We start from the raw sequence: 18,047 nt of genomic DNA on the forward strand, positions 1-18,047 counted from the left end.
GCGCTGAGCGGCGCCGCCGAAGAATGAGGCGGCGCCGCCGGTGACGGCCACACCGGCGTCCGGCCGCCCGGTGTCCGGCCTGGGCGCAGGCCAGTGGGCCAGAAGCCGAGGGCTCTCAGATGGGCTGGACGTAGGGGGCCCGCCACGCGGGTGAGGGGTCCGAGCCGGGTTCGGTCCAGTATTCGCGGCCACTGGTGATCAGGCCGTTGTGCACGGTCCAGAAGGACGCCACCCGGTGCACGCCCATCGTGTCGTGCGGGACCTCGACCTCGGAGACGACTTCGCTTCCGGACGACACGATGCGCAGGACGTTGATCGACCACCCCTGCGGATACTCCGCGTTGATCCGCAGGTAGTTCTCGCGGCCGAGGATGCGTTCACCGCTGACCGGCCACTCCACGACGACGTCGTCCGCCAACAACTCGCCGACACCTGCCCAGTCCCGCTCCTGCATGCGGTCCCAGAGCATCCGAACAGCCTTCGAAGCTTCCATCACCGCATCCTGCACCGCACCACTGACAATGGCCGCGCTGTCCCGGGAGCTGCTCCGCTGACGGCTGCTGCGGCGGGTGGAACCCCTCCCGCAAAAGTTGCCCGGCCAGGCGTCGTGCGAGGCCGGCTGCTGCGCTCGGCAGCGACCGCGTCAGGGTGCTGGGCGCCTCGGTAGCCTGCTGCTTTTCGGCGGCGGACAGGCCCTGGCGAGCACGGACCGGCAGGCCCGGTGCCCTTGGGGCCCGCCCTCAGATCCTGGGGGCCGCTCCTGTCCGGGGGCGCAGGTAGACCGTCCAGGTCACGGCGAAGCAGACCGCGTACGCGGCCAGGAACGCCCAGTAGGCCGCGTCGCCGCTCGCGCCGGTCAGGAAGGACTGGCGGAAGGCGATGTTGACCAGGACCCCGCCGAACGCGCCGATCGCGCCGGCCAGTCCGATCAGTGCCGAAGACCGGCGCCGCGCGTCGCGCTCGGCGGTGTCGGGGTCGGCTCCGGCCGCGACCGCGAGGTGTGCCTTGGCCTGGAAGATCGCGGGGATCATCTTGTAGGTGGAGCCGTTGCCGATGCCGCTCAGTACGAACAGGGCCACGAAGCCGGTCAGGAACAGCGGCAGCGAGTGGTGGTGGGAGGCGACCAGGACCACGCCGGTGCCTGCCGCCATCGCGGCGAAGGTCCACAGCGTCACGGTGGCGCCGCTGAAGCGGTCGGCCATCTTCCCGCCGAACGGGCGCACCAGTGAGCCCAGCAGGGGGCCGAGGAAGGTGAGGTAGGCGGCTTTGACGGGGGTGTCGAACTGGTCGTGGAACTGCACCTGCAGGACCTGTCCGAAGGCGAAGCCGAAGCCGATGAACGAGCCGAAGGTGCCGATGTACAGCAGTGACATGACCCAGCTGTGCGGTTCCCTGGCCACTTCGCGCAGGGCCCGCCGGTCGTTCTTCAGTGCCGTCAGGTTGTCCATCTTCAGGCCGGCGCCGAGTGCTGCCAGCACGATCAGCGGCAGGTAGACGAGCGGGACGAGCCGGGGGTGGGCCGCGCCCGCCGTGGCGAGCACCAGGAGGCCGATGAGCTGTACCACCGGGACGCCGAGGTTGCCGCCGCCGGCGTTGACGCCGAGTGCCCAGCCCTTGAGGCGCTGCGGGTAGAAGGCGTTGATGTTGGCCATCGAGGAGGCGAAGTTGCCGCCGCCGACGCCGGCGACGCAGGCCACGGCCAGCAAGGTGGCGTAGGAGACGCCGGGTTGGAGCACGATGCCGGCCAGTGCCGTCGGGACCAGCAGCAACAGGGCGCTGAACACGGTCCAGTTGCGGCCGCCGAACCGTGCCACGGCGAAGGTGTAGGGCAGGCGCAGTACGGCGCCGAGCGCGGTCGGTAGGGCGGTGAGGGTGAACTTGCCTGCCGCGTCGATGTGGTACTCGGGTCCGAGGAACAGCACCAGCACCGACCACAGGCTCCACACCGAGAAGCCGATGTGTTCGGACAGGACCGAGAAGACGAGGTTGCGGCGCGCGACGCGGGCGCCGGTGCGTTCCCAGAACGCCTCGTCCTCCGGGCGCCAGTGCGTGATGTGGTGCGGACGGTCCGCGCTTTCGGCGGCACTCGGGCTGTCTGGGGCGCTCGTGCGCCCGGTGGTTTCCTCGGTCGCGCCTTGTGTATCGACCACACTGGCCATCAGTTGTCACCCGCTGTCGTGAGGTGGGGTAGTGCGTTGCGATGACGCTAGGAGCGGCGGGTTACGTGGTCCGCCTCCCCGCAGATCGGCCGTGCTACGGCCCGTGCACGCCCGCTGCGGCCGGCTGTGAGGTCGCCTCCGCGCTGTCGCGTACGGGCCAGACCCGCAGCGCGGCCGGGGTGCCGTCCGGGGCGGTGTGCTCGTCCAGGCAGCGTCCGTCGCGCAGGTCGAAGACCTGCTTGTACATCGGCGACGCCACCGTGGGGATGTCCCCTCGGCTGCCGAGGAGGCCGCGCGACATCACGTGGGCGCCGCTGAACGGGTCGCGGTTGTCGACCGCGTACAGCGTTCCGGCCCGGTCGCGGAAGAGCGCCACCTGCTCTGCGCGGGCGCTGAGGACCGTCACCCCCCGTCCGGGGATCAGGTCTTCGTAGCGGCAGGCCCGTGTCCACTGTGTGCCGTCGAAGATCTCCACATAGCCGCTCACGCGGTACGCACCTCCAGTCGGGGGCCGGCCACCAGGGCCGGGGAAAGGATGGTTCCGTGCTCGTCGGGCCGGGCGGGGCGGATCTGGCCGCGTTCCGGCACGAAGGTCACGGCGGGGTCGGGTGTGCCGGGGGCGTTGACGAAGGAGACGAAGCGGCGCAGCCGTTCGGGGTCGGCCAGCACCGCGGCCCACTCGTCCTGGTAGTGGTCGACGTGACGTTCCATCAGGGCGTCCAGTTCCGTGCACAGGCCCAGCGAGTCGTCCATGACGACGGCGCGCACGTGGTCGAGGCCGCCTTCGATCCGCTCCAGCCAGACGGAGGTGCGCTCCAGGCGGTCGGCGGTGCGGATGTAGAACATCAGGAAGCGGTCGATGCTGCGGATCAGGGTGTCGCGGTCCAGGTCGGCGGCGAGCAGATCGGCGTGGCGGGGTGTCATGCCGCCGTTGCCGCCGATGTAGAGGTTCCAGCCGGTGGAGGTGGCGATGATGCCGAAGTCCTTGCTCTGTGCCTCCGCGCACTCGCGGGCGCATCCGGAGACGGCGGACTTGAGCTTGTGGGGTGAGCGCAGGCCCCGGTAGCGCAGTTCCAGTTCGATGGCGAGGGCGACGGAGTCCTGTACGCCGTAGCGGCACCAGGTCTGGCCCACGCAGGACTTCACCGTGCGCAGGGACTTGCCGTAGGCGTGGCCGGACTCGAATCCGGCGTCCACCAGGCGCCGCCAGATGGCGGGCAGTTGGTCGACGCTGGCGCCGAAGAGGTCGATGCGCTGGCCGCCGGTGATTTTCGTGTAGAGGCCGTAGTCGCGGGCGATCTCGCCGATCGTGATCAGGCCGTGCGGGGTGATCTCGCCGCCGGGGATGCGGGGCACGACGGAGTAGGAGCCGTTGCGTTGCAGGTTGGCCAGGAAGTGGTCGTTGGTGTCCTGGAGGGCGGCCTGTTCGCCGTCGAGGATGTGGCCGTTGTCCAGGGCGGCCAGGATGGAGGCGACGGCGGGTTTGCAGATGTCGCATCCTTCGCCGGTGCCGTGCCGGTCGACCAGGTCGGTGAACGAGGTGATGCCGGCGACCCGGACGATCTCGTAGAGCTCGGTGCGGGTGTGCGCGAAGTGTTCGCACAGGCCCTTGTCGACGGTGACACCGCCGGCCTGCAGTTCCTCCGTCACGATGGTGCCCAGCAGTTTGACGCAGCTGCCGCAGCCGGTGCCCGCCTTGGTGCATTTCTTGACCTCGGGGACGGTGGCGCATCCCTGGTCGTGGACGGCGGCACGGATCTGTCCCTTGCTGACGTTGTGGCAGGAGCAGACCACGGCCTCGTCCGGCAGCGTGAGCGGTGCCGCGGGGCCGAGTCCGGCGGGGAGCACCAGCTGTTCGGGGGCGGTGCGCAGGGGCCGGCCGCCGATCGCCAGCGGGCGCAGCAGTTGGTAGGCGTCGGTGTCGCCGACCAGGACGCCGCCCAGGAGCTGTCCCTCGCGGCCGATGACGAGTTTCTTGTAGATGCCGTTGCGGCTGTCGCTGTAGAGGACGTCGAGGGCGCCGTCGGTCGCGCCGTGCGCGTCGCCGAAGCTGGCGACGTCGACGCCGAGGAGCTTGAGTTTGGTGGAGGTGTCGGCGCCGGTGAAGGCGTCCTGGTCGCGGTGTTCGCCGGCCACGGTGCGGGCCGCGGTCTCGGCCATCGCGTAGCCGGGGGCGACCAGGCCGTAGACGCGGCCGTCCGCCGCCAGCGCGCACTCCCCGATGGCGTAGACGTGCGGGTCCGTGGTGCGGCAGCGTTCGTCGACGACGATGCCGCCGCGCTCGCCGACGGGCAGGCCGCTCTCGCGGGCCAGTTGGTCGCGCGGTCGCACGCCGGCGGAGAAGACGACCAGGTCGGCGGAGAGTTCGCGGCCGTCGGAGAGTCCCATGCCCCGTACGCGGCCGTCGTCGTCGAGGAGGATGGTCTGGGTGCCGGCTCCGGTGTGGACGGTGACGCCGAGCTCTTCGATCTTGCGGCGCAGCAGCTGTCCGCCGCCTTCGTCGACCTGGAGGGCCATGAGGCGGGGCGCGAACTCGACGACGTGGGTCTGCAGGCCGAGCGCGGTGAGCGCGCCGGCCGCCTCCAGGCCGAGCAGGCCGCCGCCGACGACCACGCCCGTGCGTGCGTGCCGCGCGTCGGCGCGGATCGCCTCCAGGTCCTCGATGGTGCGGTAGACGTGGCAGCCGGCCGCGTCGTGGCCCGGTACGGGCGGCACGAACGGGTAGGACCCGGTGGCCAGTACCAGTGCGTCGTAGTGCAGGACCTGCCCGGACGCGGTGGTGACGCTCCGCGCGGCGCGGTCGATGGCGCGGGCCGGTTCGGCCAGGCGCAGGTCGATGCCGTGCTCGCTCAAGAAGCCCGGTGGCGTCAGTGACAGCGCGTCGGCGTCGGTGCCGGAGAACCACGAGGTCAGATGTACCCGGTCGTAGGCGGGGCGCGGTTCCTCGGCGAGGACGGTGATCCGCCAGCCTGCCGCTCCGGGCTGCTCGGTCAGCGCCTCCAGGAAGCGCTGGCCGACCATGCCGTGGCCGACGAGGACGAGATCCTTGAGCGGGCCGGTCGGCGGGCCGGGCGTCTGGCGGTGTGTCATAGCGGGGCTCCGTATGAGGTGAGCAGGTGCAGGGGTCGGTCGGGTATCGGCGCGTCGCGCTCGTAGGCGCGGGTGAGCTCACCCACGGTGGCCAGGTCGCCGAGGAGGATCGCGCCGACGAGGCGCTCGCCGCGCAGCACGAGCTTCTTGTAGCTGCCGCGCGTGGCGTCGGACAGGCGCAGCACGCTCAGCTCGGGGTCCGCGGCCTGGTCCTGGGCGTCGAGGTGCGCTTCGCCGAAGGCCGCGTACTCCAGCGGGCCGGCGCTGAGCCGGGCCAGGGGGCGCGAGCCCTGGTAGAGGGCGCCGGGGTCCGTGCCCGACAGGCGTGCCGCGAGGACGTCGGCCTGTTCCCAGGCCGGGCCGGACAGCCCGTGCACCGTTCCGCGGTGCTGGGTGCAGTCACCGATGGCGTGAACGTGTGGCGCGGACGTGGCCAGGGTGTCGTCGATGACGATTCCGGTGTCGACGGTGAGCCCGGCGGCGTGGGCGAGCGCGGTGCGGGGGCGCACACCGCAGGCGAGGACGACCAGATCGGTGCTGAGGCGGTAGCCGCCTGCCAGCTCGACGGCGCTTTCTCCGCTCCCGTGCCGGCCGGTCACCGCGCGGGCGCGGTTGCCGGGGTAGACCTCGACGCCCATCCGCGCCAGCCCGCCGCGCAGCGCGGCCGCGGCGTCGGCGTCGAGCTGGCGCTCGATGAGGTGGGGTCCTTGGTGGACGATCTCGACGGTGAGGCCGAGAGCGCCCAGTGCTCTCGCGACGCTGACGCCGAGGACGCCGCCCCCGATGACGACGGCGCGCCGCGCCGTGGCGATGTCCTCGCTCAGCCGCGCGCAGTCGGCAAGGGTGCGCAGGCTGTGGACGCCGTCGCGCAGTCCCGTGCCGTCCGGGCGGCGCAGTCCGCGGATCGGTGGGAGTACCGGATTGGCGCCGGTCGCCAGGACGAGCTCGTCCCAGGTCTCGCTGTGGCCGTCGGCCAGTGTCAGCGTGCGCGTGGCGGGGTCGACGGCCACGGCCTCGCTGCCGGTGCGCAGTTCGGCAGCGCCGGCCGGCAGTGTCACCGCTTCCGCCGCGTAGCGTCCGCTCAGCACGTCGGCGAGGAGTACGCGGTTGTAGGGCGGGCGCGGCTCGGCCCCGTAGAGGGTGACGTGGGCGCTGCCGCCGTGGGCGTGGTAGCGCTCGGCGAAGCGTGCGGCGGCCATGCCGGCTCCGACGACCGCGATGTGACGAGTGTCGCTCATGCGTGCTGCTCCTGGTCCGGCTTCGCCGTCGCGGCGGTGCCCGCGGCTTCCACCCGCACCGCGCAGAGCTTGAACTCGGGCATTTTCGAGGTCGGGTCCAGCGCGGGGTTGGTGAGTGTGTTGGCGCGGCCCGCGCCCGGCCAGTGGAAGGGCATGAACACGGTGTCGGGCCGGATCGTGTCGGTGATGCGGGCCGGTGCGATCGCCCGGCCGCGTCGTGAGGTCACCGTGAGCACATCGCCTTCCGTCACGGCGAGTTGGCGCGCGAGCAGGGGGTGCAGCTCGACGAACGGCCCCGGTGCGGAGGCGTTCAGCGCGCCGACGCGGCGGGTCTGAGCCCCGCTCTGGTACTGGGAGAGCACCCGTCCCGTGGTGAGGTAGAGCGGGTAGGCGGCGTCGGGTTCCTCCGCCGCCGGGCGGTGGGTGACCGGGGCGAACCGGGCGCGGCCGTCCGGTGTGGCGAAGGTGTCCAGGAACAGCCGCGGCGTGCCGGGGTGGTCTTGGGCGGGGCACGGCCAGAAGACTCCGTCCTCGGCGCGGATCCGGTCGTAGCTGATGCCCGCGTAGTCCGCCGGGCCGCCGGCCGAGGCGCGGCGCAGTTCCTCGAAGACCGTCTCCGGGTCGTCGTCGAAGCCGTGCTCGACGCCGAGCCGTTCGGCGAGCTCGCGCATCAGCCACAGGTCGCCGCGCACCCCCTGCGGTGCGTCGACCGCCTGTCGGCGCAGGATCACCCGGCCTTCCAGGTTGGTCATCGTGCCGCTCTCCTCCGCCCACTGGGCGCTGGGCAGGACGACGTCGGCGAGCTGCGCGGTCTCGGAGAGCACGAGGTCGCTGACCACCAGCAGGTCCAGTGAGCGCAGCCGCCGGGTCACATGGGAGGCGTGCGGGGCGGAGACGACGGGGTTGGAGCCCATGAGCAGCAGCCCGCGCAGGCCGTCAGGCCCCGGCTCGCCGAGGCTGTCCAGCAGTTCGTAGGCGGAGCGGCCCGAGCGTGGCAGGGCGGCCGGGTCCACCCCCCAGACGCGGGCGACGTGTTCGCGGGCGGCGGGGTCCTCGATCGAGCGGTAGCCGGGGAGCTGGTCGGCCTTCTGGCCGTGCTCGCGGCCGCCTTGTCCGTTGCCCTGGCCGGTGAGGCAGCCGTAGCCGGAGTAGGGCCGGCCCGCCTTGCCGGAGGCGAGGCAGAGGTTGATCCACGCGCCGACGGTGTCGGTGCCCTTGCTCTGCTGCTCCGGTCCCCGTGCGGTCAGCACCATGCCGCTCGCGGCCTGTCCGAAGCGGTGCGCGACCGCTCGTAGTTGACTCGCCGCGATGCCGGTGAGCCGTTCGACGCGCTGCGGCCAGTGGGCCATCGCGGCGGCACGTGCCGGCCCGTATCCGGTGGTGCGGGCCTCGATGAACTCGGTGTCGGCCAGCCCGTCGGCGATCAGCAGGTGCAGCAGGCCGAGGGCGAGCGCCAGGTCGCTGCCGGGCAGCGGTTGCAGGTGGATGTCGGCCTGTTCGGCGGTCCTGGTGCGGCGCGGATCGACGACGATCAACGTGCCGCCGTTCTCTCGCAGTTCGCGGAAGTAGCGCAGGGCGGGCGGCATCGTCTCCGCCGGGTTGGCGCCGACCAGGATCAGGCAGTCGGTGCGCGGGATGTCCTCCAGCGGGAAGGGCAGACCGCGGTCCAGGCCGAACGCGATCCGGTTCGCCGCCGCGGCCGACGACATGCAAAAACGCCCGTTGTAGTCGATGTTGGCGGTGCCGAGCGCGACCCGGGCGAACTTGCCGAGCTGGTAGGCCTTCTCGTTGGTCAGCCCGCCGCCGCCGAAGACCGCGACAGCGTCGGCGCCGTGCTCGGAGCGGATCGCCGAGAAGCCGCGCGCGACCCGGTCCAGCGCCTCGTCCCAGCTCGCGGCCCGCAGGGTTCCGCGTTCGCGTACCAGCGGCGCGGTCAGCCGGCTCGTCCCGTCGAGCAGAGCGGCGGCGGACTGCCCCTTCCCGCACAGCGCGCCCCGGTTGACCGGGAACTCGGGCCGCTCGACGACCGTCGTCCCGACACCGCCGGCCGTCGCGAGGCGCATGCCGCACTGCAGCGAGCAGTACGGACAGTGGGTGTCGGTCGTGGTCGTCATGCCGACGACAGTGGCCACGGCGCGTTACACCTGCTGGTCGTCCGTGTTCCGCCCGCGGTACACGTCGCTCACGCCGCAGGCGGGACGGGGTGCGGCGCAGGACATGTGCCGTAACACCGCGAAGCATTTGCCTAACCGGGGCGTGACGGCCGGGCAACCTGACGGAAACCGCGTGCCCGGAGTCTGCGTCCATGGGCACCAACGACCACTGCACCCCGGCCGCGCCGACCGGTCCGCTGACCGGGTTCACCGTCGGTGTGACCGCCGCCCGCCGTCGCGACGAGCTCGTCGCGCTGCTGACCCGGCGCGGCGCACGCGTGGTGGAGGCCCCGGCCCTGCGCATCCTTCCGCTGGAGGACGACATCGCGCTGCGCCGGGCCACCGAGTTGTGCCTCACCGCGCCGCTGGACTACGTCGTGGCGACCACCGGCGTCGGCTGGCGCGGCTGGATGAGCGCGGCCGACGGCTGGGGGCGCGGCGCCGAACTGTCCGCCGTCTGCGACAACGCCGTCGTCCTGACCCGTGGCCCGAAGGCGACCGGCGCGGTCCGCGCCAGCGGGCTGGACGAGGCCTACTCCCCCGCGAGCGAGGCAACGGACGAACTGCTGACCTGGCTGCTCGCCCAGCCGCTGGCCGGCCGGCGGATCGCGGTGCAGGAACACGGCCTGCCGCTGACCACCTTCAGCGCGGCCCTGCGGGAGCGGGGCGCCGAGGTCGTCACGGTCCCCGTCTACCGCTGGGCGCCGCCGGAGGACCCGGCGCCGGTCCGGCGTCTGGTCGAGTCGACCGTCCGCCGCGAGGTCCACGCCCTGGCCTTCACCAGCGCACCCGCGATCACCGCCTTCCTGCAGACCGCGACGGCCGACGGCCTGCACGAACGCGTCCTGGAAGCCATGTCGAACGATGTACTGCCGGTCTGCGTCGGCCCGGTCTGCGCCCGGCCGCTCCTGGACGCCGGGCTGCCGGTGATCTGGCCGGAACGCGGCCGGCTCGGCGCACTCGTGCGCACACTCACCGAGACGCTGCCCACCCGCGGCCGCCAGGAACTGCACATCGCCGGACGCACGTTGGTACTCCAGGGCAGCGCACTGCTGATCGACGAGGAGAGCTACTGGCTCTCCCCCAAAGGCGCGACGCTGCTGCGCGCCCTCGCGGAGCGGCCGGGCTGGGTGCTGAGCCGCGCCGAACTCCTGCGCCGCGCCTGGGCGGACTCCGACGCCGACGAACACGCCGTGGAGGCCGCCGTCGCACGGCTACGCGCCTCACTCGGCCCGCACAGCGACCTGGTCAGGACCGTGCCCAAGCGCGGCTACCGCCTGGCCGCGGGGTGACCATGGCTGCCCCCACGACGGACCCCGACCGCCCGTCCCGGCCCACTCTTCTCGCCGTGGCCCACGGCACCCGCAACCCCGAGGGCGTCGCGGTCACCGAGGCGCTGGTCGACCGCGTCCGCGCACTACGGCCTGACCTGCGCGTGAAACGATGCTTCCTCGACCTGGTCGCCCCCTCCCTGCCACAAGCACTCGCCCGACTCAGCGGCGAGGTCATCCTCGTGCCACTCCTGCTCGGCGCCGGCTACCACGTCCGCGTCGACATCCCCGAAGCCCTCGCCGCGGCCCCGCACCTGCGCGCCCGGGTGGCCGCCGCACTCGGCCCCGACCCCCTGCTGGCCGACGCCCTCACCGACCGTCTCACCGACGCCGGATGGCGCGCCGCAGACGGGCCCGTCGTCCTCGCGGCAGCCGGATCCACCGATCCCGACGCCAACGCCGACGCCGCGGCCATGGCCTCGCTGCTGCGCGAGCGCCTTGCGGGCCGCGACGACGTCGTCCCCGCCTACCTCTGCGCCGCCGGCCCCACCCCCGCCCAAGCCGTCGCCGCCCTGCGCGCCCAGGGCCACTCCCGCGTCGCCGTCGCCCCGTACCTGATGAGCCCCGGCTTCTTCGCACACCGCGCCGCCCGTTCCGGCGGCTGCGTCACCTCCACCCCGCTCGGCACACACGACGCACTCGCCCGCCTCGTCGCCCTGCGCTACGACGAAGCTCGCGAACGTATGCCGTCGGCGCCCGCGTCACGGGCCGGGTGACTCGCGAAGCGCACGCCACGGATCGCCTACGACTGCCGTCTGCCAACTACCGTCCGCCAACTGCCGTCTGCCGTCTGCCGTCTGCCGTCCGCCGCCCGCCGTCTGCCGTCCGCCGCCCGCCGCCCGCCGCCCGCCGCCCGCCGCCCGCCGTCCGCCGTCCGCCGCCCGCCGTCCGCCGTCTGCCGTCTGCCGTCTGCCGTCTGCCGTCTGCCGTCTGCCGTCTGCCGTCTGCCGGGACCATGTCGGTGCTGCCGGGGCGGTTGAGCGTGCGTCGTGCACGCCGTCCGCGCCGCTTCCCCTGCCTTCACGCTCCGCTCGGCCTCGGCGAGGCCGCGTGGGAGCCGACCGGGGGTGCAACCGTGGCCGCGGCCGGCCGGAGGACCAGGCCGAGGGCCCCCTCCTGGTCCTCCACGCCGCCCTGACCGCCGCCTGTCCTGCTTTCCTGCTACGTCGCCTGCTGCCCGTCGAGTTCCCGCCTGGCGGCCAGAGCCTTCGACAGCACCTTGTCCCGGTAGGGATTCGCGGCGCCAAGGGCCGTCGCCACCGCCACCGCCTCGTCCAACAGCGCCAGCCGCTGCCCGGGCAGCTCCCGCACCAGCGCCGAGGCGCTGGCCTCCACCAGGACGTACGCCAGCTTCGACCCGTACACCTCCGGCTCGACCTGTGTCAGCAGCCGGTAGATCCACAGCCCTTCGGTGCCACGCACCACCCGCCGGTTGGCGCCCAGCAGCTTGACCCTCGCCCGCAACACCATCTCCTGATCCACCGATCCCCCTTCGTTCCCTCACCCCCGGCCCGACCCGTCGCACGACGAGACAGCACAGCGAACGCGCCGGCAGCCGAGAACGGATGCCGACACGGATGCCGGAGAGTGGATGACGACGAGTCTGCGGGCGGACCAGCACCCGCGACAAGTCCGAACGGACGTGCGCTCCGTCCTACCGCAAACCGCCTCCGAGCAGGCATGATGGACCTGACACTCACCAAGGCGCCGCAGAACCGATGGAACTGCACGCGCTAGGTCACCGCCGCCTCCCAGGGCAACAGCGCCACGCCCCGGCTCTCCGCCTCAGGAAGCTGCTCCCCCGCGAAATACAACGCCGGCTGACCGGGGCCGGGCCTCACCGACGAGCCGCCCACAGCGCGGACATGCCGGCCACGATCCAGCAGACAACCTTCCGATTTGTGCAGGTGCCCAGGCCTGTTGGAGCGGGCAGGATGCAACGAGGCGGTTTCCGGGAGCTGTTGGGCAGGGGGAGCTGGTGCAGGTGTTCAGGTACGGGTCGCCGGCAAGCGGCAGGCGAGAGAACTGCGCGCACCGCAGGCGGGGTTACGGAGAGAGCCCGCAACGCGTGCGACAGCACTCCCCCTGGGCGCGGCGCCTCCCCCGGGTTCCACGGGGCACCTGATCGACGCGCTGGAACCGGTGACGGACAACGGCTGGAGCGCGCCAGGCGTTCGCGCTGTCGACAGCCTCGGCGAAGGCCCGCTTCCCGAGGGCGTGTTCGGCAGCGTCGACGTTCCGCGCATCCATGCCTGCCGTCAGGCAGCGCGAACTCCGTTGCGTTCCGGCCGCGTTCCCGCTGAGTGAGCCCGCCTCCCGACAGGATCGCGATCTGCGGCGTCCCCTAGCGTTCACCTCCAGCACATTGCAACGAACACGATGAAGTCTGTTGCATTAGACGACAGACCGTTGCAACGATTTAACGAACTCCACCTGCAATAATGCCGATTGGACGCAACAGGCGTGTTGCCAGAGTCGTGAATGCAACGTAGCTTTTCCATCAACGGAAACGGCGGGCCGAAGGGGCCCGCGGTGCAGCAGAAGGAGAGAACGATGCAGAAGTTCGACACCCCCGCCCCGGTCTCCGTCGTCCTGGACATCCCGGCCGGGAGTATCCGGTTCATCGCCGCCGACCGGGCCGACACCACGGTCGAGGTGCTGCCCGCGGACGCGTCCAAGAGCCGTGACGTGAAGGCGGCCGAGCAGATCACGGTCGTACACGGCGACGGTGTGCTGCGGATCGAGGCCGCGCCGGCCAAGAACCGGGTCCTGGGCTCCTCCGGCGAGGTCGAGGTGACCGTCCAGCTCCCGGCCGGTTCCGGTGTGCAGGCCAAGGCCGCCAGCGCCGAACTGCGCGGTGTGGGACGGCTCGGCGAGGTCGTCTTCGAGGGCGCGCAGGGCTCGGTCAAGCTCGACGAGGCCGCCGCCGCCCGGCTGAGCCTGATGGCCGGTGACGTCACCGTCGGCCGCCTCGGCGGCCCCGCCGAGATCAGCACCCAGAAGGGCGACATCAGCATCACCGAGGCGGTGCGCGGCACGCTCACCCTGAGCACCCAGTCCGGGGACGTGTCGGTCGGCGCCGCGCCGGGCGTCTCCGCCTCGCTGGACGCCGGCACCACCTACGGCCGCATCCACAACGCGCTCAAGAACACCGACGGCGCCGGCCTGACCATCCACGCCAGCACCGCCCACGGCGACATCACCGCCCGCAGCCTCTGACGAAGACGAGAAGGAGCAATCCCCCATGAGTGACCTGGCGATCGCGGCGAACGGGCTGCGCAAGTCCTACGGCGACAAGATTGTCCTGGCCGGCATCGACCTGGCCGTCCCGGCCGGTTCGGTGTTCGCGCTGCTGGGCCCCAACGGCGCCGGCAAGACCACCGCCGTGAAGATCCTCTCCACGCTCATCACCGCCGACGGCGGCCAGGCCCAGGTCGCGGGCCGCGACCTGGCCGCCGACCCGCAGGCGGTACGCGCCGCGATCGGTGTCACCGGCCAGTTCTCCGCCGTCGACGGCCTGATCACCGGCGAGGAGAACATGCTCCTCATGGCCGACCTGCACCACCTCCCCAAACAGGAAGGACGGCGGATCACGGCCGAACTCCTGGAGCGTTTCGACCTGGTCGAGGCGGCGAAGAAGCCCGCCTCCACCTACTCCGGCGGCATGAAACGCCGCCTGGACATCGCGATGACCCTGGTCGGCAGCCCCCGCGTCATCTTCCTCGACGAACCCACCACCGGCCTCGACCCCCGCTCCCGCCACACCATGTGGCAGATCATCCGCGAACTCGTCACCGGCGGCGTCACCGTCTTCCTCACCACCCAGTACCTCGAAGAAGCCGACGAACTCGCCGACCGCATCGCCGTCCTCAACAACGGCCGCATCGCCGCCCACGGCAGCGCCGACGAACTCAAACGCCTCATCCCCGGCGGACACGTCCGCCTGCGCTTCACCGACCCCACCGCCTACCAGACCGCCGCCAACGCCCTGCCCGACGCCGCCCGCGACGACGAGGCACTCGCCCTGCAGATCCTCAGCGACGGCAGCCAGCACGCACTGCGCACCCTCCTCGACCGCCTCGACACCCACGGCATCGAAGCCGACGAGCTCACCGTCCACACCCCCGACCTCGACGACGTCTTCTTCGCCCTCACCGACACCACCGTCCCCGCCCAGCCGAACCCCTCCAAGGAGAGCGTCCGATGAGTTCCCTCGCCCTCGCCGTGCGCGACTCCTCCACCATGCTGCGCCGCAACCTCCTGCACGCCCGCCGCTACCCCTCCCTCACCCTCAACCTGCTGCTCACGCCGGTCATGCTGCTGCTGCTGTTCGTCTACATCTTCGGCAACGTGATGGGCGCCGGCCTCAGCGGTGGCGGCGGCCGCTCCGCCTACATCGCCTACATCGTCCCCGGCATCCTGCTCATGACCATCGGCTCCACCGTCATCGGCGCCGCCGTCTCCGTCGCCACCGACATGAACGAGGGCATCATCGCCCGCTTCCGCACCATGGCCATCCACCGCGGATCCGTCCTCATCGGACACGTCATCGGCAGCGTCATCCAGTCCATCGCCAGCGTCGTCCTCGTCGGCGCCGTCGCCGTCGCCATCGGCTTCCGCTCCACCGACGCCGGCGTCCTGGAATGGCTCGCCGCCCTCGGCCTGCTCGCCCTGTTCGCCCTCGCCCTCACCTGGATCGCCGTCGGCATGGGCATGGCCAGCCCCAACGCCGAAGCCGCCAGCAACAGCGCCATGCCCCTGATCCTGCTGCCCCTCATCTCCAGCGCCTTCACCCCCATCGACGCCATGCCCGGCTGGTTCCAGCCCATCGCCGAATACCAGCCCTTCACCCCCGCCATCGAAACCCTGCGCGGACTCCTGCTCGGCACCGAGATCGGCAACAACGGATGGATCGCCGTCGCCTGGTGCCTCGGCCTCGCGGCGCTCGGCTACCGCTGGTCGACGGCATCGTTCAGGCGCGACCCCAAGTAGGGCCACCGTGACCGCGCGGACCACCACCCGGCACCCGCCCCGCACACAGCGCCCACCCGAAGGCGGCGTACTCCGGCACCGCGCCGGAGTACGCCGCCTCGCTCATGGGGCGGCACGTCGCGGCACGTCAGTGCAGCGCGCCCGGCCTGGGGCCCGGAACCCTCACGCTCGCCACGTCCGCCACGCCCGCGGTCCCGGTGGGCGGCGTGGCGTCGCGGCGGACGTGGGTGTGCACCCAGTCGGTGATGTCCCGGGTCGGTGTGCCCGGAGTGAACAGGGCCGCCACCCCAAGTGCGAGCAGCGGGCCGATGTCGGACGCGGGGATGATGCCTCCGCCGAACACCGTGATGTCCGTGGCGTCCTGTTCCCTGAGCATCTCCATGACCTGGGCGAAGAGGGTCATGTGGGCGCCGGAGAGGATGGACAGCCCTATGCCGTCCGCGTCTTCCTGGAGGGCGGTGTTGACGATCTGGCACGGAGTCTGGTGCAGCCCGGTGTAGATGACCTCGACGCCCGCGTCGCGCAGGGCCCGGGCGATGACCTTGGCTCCGCGGTCGTGCCCGTCCAGGCCCGGCTTGGCCACGACGACCCGGATGGGGGCGCTGACGCCCCTGTGGGCAGGGTGCATGGCGGATCCTTTCTCAGTAGGCGTCTGTCGGGACGTACGTGCCCCACACCTCGCGCAGCGCGTTGCAGACCTCGCCGACGGTGGCGCGGGCATACAGGGCGTCTTTCATCGGGTAGAGGACGTTGTCGTCGCCCTCGGCGGCCTTCTTCAGGGCGGTGAGCGTGGCATCGACGTCCACCTGGTCGCGCCAGGCGCGCAGTTTGGCCAGGCGTTCGGCCTGCCGGGCCTCGATGGCCGGGTCGACGCGGAGCGGCTCGTAGGGCTCTTCCTCGTCGAGCTGGAAGCGGTTGACGCCGACGACGACGCGCTCGCCGGAGTCGGTCTCCCGGGTGATCTGGTAGGCGGACAGCTCGATCTCGGACTTCTGGAAGCCGTGCTCGATGGCGCGCACGGATCCTCCGAGTTGTTCCGTCCTGTCGATGAGCGCCACGATCTCCGCTTCGAGGTCGTCGGTCATCTTCTCGATGGCGTAGGACCCGGCGAACGGGTCGACGGTGGCCGTCACATCGGTCTCGTGGGCGAGGACCTGCTGCGTGCGCAGGGCGAGGCGGGCGGCCTTGTCGGTGGGCAGCGCGATGGCCTCGTCGAAGGAGTTGGTGTGCAGGGACTGGGTGCCGCCCAGGACTGCCGCGAGTCCCTGGACGGCGACGCGGACCAGGTTCACCTCGGGCTGCTGGGCGGTCAGCTGTACGCCGGCCGTCTGTGTGTGGAAGCGCAGCATCAGCGACTTGGGGTTCCTCGCGCCGAACTCGTCCCGCATGATCCGCGCCCAGATCCGGCGTGCGGCACGGAACTTGGCGACTTCCTCGAGGATGGTCGTGCGGGCCACGAAGAAGAACGACAGGCGGGGTGCGAAGTCGTCGACGTCCATGCCGGCGGCCACGGCGGTGCGTACGTACTCGATCCCGTTCGCCAGGGTGAAGGCGATCTCCTGCGCGGGCGAGGCGCCCGCTTCGGCCATGTGGTAGCCGGAGATCGAGATGGTGTTCCATCTCGGGATCTCGGCCCGGCAGTACTGGAAGATGTCCGCGATCAGCCGCAGGGAGGGCTTGGGCGGGAAGATGTACGTGCCGCGCGCGATGTACTCCTTCAGCACGTCGTTCTGGATCGTGCCGGTCAGCCGGTGGGCCGCCACCCCCTGTTCCTCGGCGACCAGTTGGTAGAGCAGGAGCAGCACCGCGGCGGGGGCGTTGATGGTCATCGACGTGGAGACCTGGTCCAGCGGGATCCCGGCGAACAGCACGCGCATGTCGTCGATCGAGTCGATCGCCACGCCCACCTTGCCGACCTCACCGCTGGCGATCGGCGCGTCGGAGTCGTGGCCCATCTGGGTCGGCAGGTCGAACGCCACGGACAGGCCCATCGTGCCGTTCGCGATCAGCTGCTTGTAGCGGGCGTTGGACTCGGTCGCCGTGCCGAAGCCCGCGTACTGGCGCATCGTCCACGGGCGGCCGGTGTACATGGACGGGTAGACCCCGCGCGTGAACGGATACCCGCCCGGCTCGCCCAGCTGCTGGTCCGGGTCCCAGCCCGCCAGAGCCGACGGGCCGTACACCGGCTCGATGGGCAGCCCCGACTCGCCTGTTCTGGTGTGATCCACTGTTTCCCGTTTCCCGAGGCGCTCGCTGCTCTCGCGTGCGCGGATGGACCTCTGCGTCACGTGCGTCAAGGCGCTGCGCCGCCGTGGCCGCGACAGCGGCCCGGCAGGGCAGGTGCGGCCCGCCGTGCGGCGGGGGCCGGCGTCAGCCGACGACGGTCCAGGTGTCGCCCCCGGCCAGCAGGGCGGCCAGGTCACCCTTGCCGTGCTGTTCGACGGCGGCGTCGAGCTGGTCGGCCATCTGCGTGTCGTAGACCGGCCGTCGCACCGCGCGCAGCACGCCGATCGGGGTGTGGTGGAGGGTGTCGGGGTCGGCGAGCCGGGAGAGGGCGAAGGCGGTGGTCGGTGACGCCGCGTGGGCGTCGTGGACCAGGATCCGGTCGCGGTTGGCGTCCGTCACCGGGACCACGGTCAGGTCGCCGGTGGCGGGATCCCGTACGACGCCCTTGGCGTGCTCGGCGCCGAAGGTGACCGGCTGTCCGTGCTCGAGGCGGATGACGGCTTCCGCGGCCTGCTGCTTGTCCTTGAGGACGTCGAAGGCGCCGTCGTTGAAGATGTTGCAGTTCTGGTAGATCTCCACCAGTGCCGTGCCGGGGTGCGCGGCGGCCTGCCGCAGGACCTCAGTGAGGTGCTTGCGGTCGGAGTCGATCGTGCGGGCCACGAAGGAGGCTTCGGCGCCGAGGGCCAGGGAGACGGGGTTGAAGGGGGCGTCCAGGGAGCCCATCGGCGTCGACTTGGTGATCTTGCCGATTTCGGAGGTGGGGCTGTACTGGCCCTTGGTCAGGCCGTAGATCCGGTTGTTGAAGAGCAGGATCTTCAGGTTGACGTTGCGGCGCAGGGCGTGGATCAGGTGGTTGCC

The 18,047-nt window shown here is 71.6% G+C and carries 14 protein-coding genes and 1 pseudogene; 5 read left to right on the forward strand and 10 right to left on the reverse strand.

Translation table 11 applies throughout. The annotated features are described in order from the left end of the window. Positions 1-115: 115 nt before the first annotated feature. From ACFV0T_RS39465 to ACFV0T_RS39490, 6 genes are all read right to left on the reverse strand, one after another. Entirely contained in the window at positions 116-493 is a 378-nt protein-coding gene (locus tag ACFV0T_RS39465; protein ID WP_385789965.1) for a nuclear transport factor 2 family protein, read from the reverse strand. A gap of 247 nt (positions 494-740) precedes the next feature. Further along, on the reverse strand, positions 741-2,159 hold the full coding sequence (locus ACFV0T_RS39470; RefSeq protein ID WP_385789967.1) for a nitrate/nitrite transporter: 1,419 nt from the start codon (positions 2,157-2,159) through the stop codon (positions 741-743). Positions 2,160-2,253: 94 nt separating this feature from the next. Continuing rightward, the gene (locus tag ACFV0T_RS39475; RefSeq protein WP_385789969.1) at positions 2,254-2,646 is read right to left on the reverse strand and encodes a nitrite reductase (NAD(P)H) small subunit; all 393 of its coding nucleotides are present in this window, start codon (positions 2,644-2,646) and stop codon (positions 2,254-2,256) included. Then, positions 2,643-5,249: a nitrite reductase large subunit NirB gene (gene nirB, locus ACFV0T_RS39480; RefSeq protein WP_385789971.1), complete on the reverse strand. Its 2,607-nt coding sequence runs from the start codon at positions 5,247-5,249 to the stop codon at positions 2,643-2,645. Before nirB ends, ACFV0T_RS39475 begins: the two co-directional genes overlap by 4 nt. Continuing rightward, positions 5,246-6,487, reverse strand: a complete 1,242-nt coding sequence (locus tag ACFV0T_RS39485) for an NAD(P)/FAD-dependent oxidoreductase (RefSeq protein WP_385789973.1) — start codon at positions 6,485-6,487, stop codon at positions 5,246-5,248. Before ACFV0T_RS39485 ends, nirB begins: the two co-directional genes overlap by 4 nt. Then, a complete protein-coding gene (locus ACFV0T_RS39490) occupies positions 6,484-8,601 on the reverse strand; it encodes a molybdopterin oxidoreductase family protein (protein WP_385789975.1) in 2,118 nt (705 codons plus the stop codon). Before ACFV0T_RS39490 ends, ACFV0T_RS39485 begins: the two co-directional genes overlap by 4 nt. 191 nt (positions 8,602-8,792) lie before the next feature. Between ACFV0T_RS39490 and ACFV0T_RS39495 the strand changes: the two genes are divergently transcribed. Both ACFV0T_RS39495 and ACFV0T_RS39500 read left to right on the forward strand, forming a co-directional pair. Continuing rightward, complete coding sequence (locus ACFV0T_RS39495; RefSeq protein ID WP_385789977.1) at positions 8,793-9,932, forward strand: uroporphyrinogen-III synthase; 1,140 nt, start codon at positions 8,793-8,795, stop codon at positions 9,930-9,932. A gap of 2 nt (positions 9,933-9,934) precedes the next feature. After that, the gene (locus ACFV0T_RS39500) at positions 9,935-10,687 is read left to right on the forward strand and encodes a sirohydrochlorin chelatase (protein ID WP_385789979.1); all 753 of its coding nucleotides are present in this window, start codon (positions 9,935-9,937) and stop codon (positions 10,685-10,687) included. Between the two features lie 445 nt (positions 10,688-11,132). On the opposite strand, the gene ACFV0T_RS39505 is transcribed toward ACFV0T_RS39500, so the two are convergent. Further along, entirely contained in the window at positions 11,133-11,453 is a 321-nt protein-coding gene (locus tag ACFV0T_RS39505) for a hypothetical protein (protein ID WP_385789981.1), read from the reverse strand. Positions 11,454-12,524: 1,071 nt separating this feature from the next. On the opposite strand from ACFV0T_RS39505, the gene ACFV0T_RS39510 reads away from it, so the two are divergent. Genes ACFV0T_RS39510 through ACFV0T_RS39520 form a run of 3 tightly spaced genes read left to right on the forward strand, consistent with a single transcriptional unit; the run spans position 12,525 to position 14,963 of the window. Further along, entirely contained in the window at positions 12,525-13,190 is a 666-nt protein-coding gene (locus ACFV0T_RS39510) for a DUF4097 family beta strand repeat-containing protein (RefSeq protein WP_385789983.1), read from the forward strand. Between the two features lie 25 nt (positions 13,191-13,215). Then, entirely contained in the window at positions 13,216-14,178 is a 963-nt protein-coding gene (locus ACFV0T_RS39515; protein WP_385789984.1) for an ATP-binding cassette domain-containing protein, read from the forward strand. Further along, positions 14,175-14,963, forward strand: a complete 789-nt coding sequence (locus ACFV0T_RS39520; protein WP_385789986.1) for an ABC transporter permease — start codon at positions 14,175-14,177, stop codon at positions 14,961-14,963. Before ACFV0T_RS39515 ends, ACFV0T_RS39520 begins: the two co-directional genes overlap by 4 nt. A 208-nt stretch (positions 14,964-15,171) precedes the next feature. Here ACFV0T_RS39520 and ACFV0T_RS39525 read toward each other — a convergent pair. The 3 genes and pseudogenes from ACFV0T_RS39525 to ACFV0T_RS39535 form a co-directional block, all read right to left on the reverse strand. Further along, positions 15,172-15,591, reverse strand: a pseudogene (locus tag ACFV0T_RS39525) (cobalamin B12-binding domain-containing protein); the annotation flags it as partial. 13 nt (positions 15,592-15,604) lie between these two features. Then, a complete protein-coding gene (locus ACFV0T_RS39530; protein WP_385789988.1) occupies positions 15,605-17,191 on the reverse strand; it encodes a methylmalonyl-CoA mutase in 1,587 nt (528 codons plus the stop codon). 142 nt (positions 17,192-17,333) lie between these two features. Continuing rightward, positions 17,334-18,047 (reverse strand): thiamine pyrophosphate-dependent enzyme (locus ACFV0T_RS39535; protein WP_385789989.1); only part of this gene is annotated, 714 nt, incomplete at its 5' end.

This window comes from Streptomyces sp. NPDC059582 (assembly GCF_042735715.1).
In the GTDB taxonomy this organism is placed as follows: Bacteria; Actinomycetota; Actinomycetes; order Streptomycetales; family Streptomycetaceae; genus Streptomyces.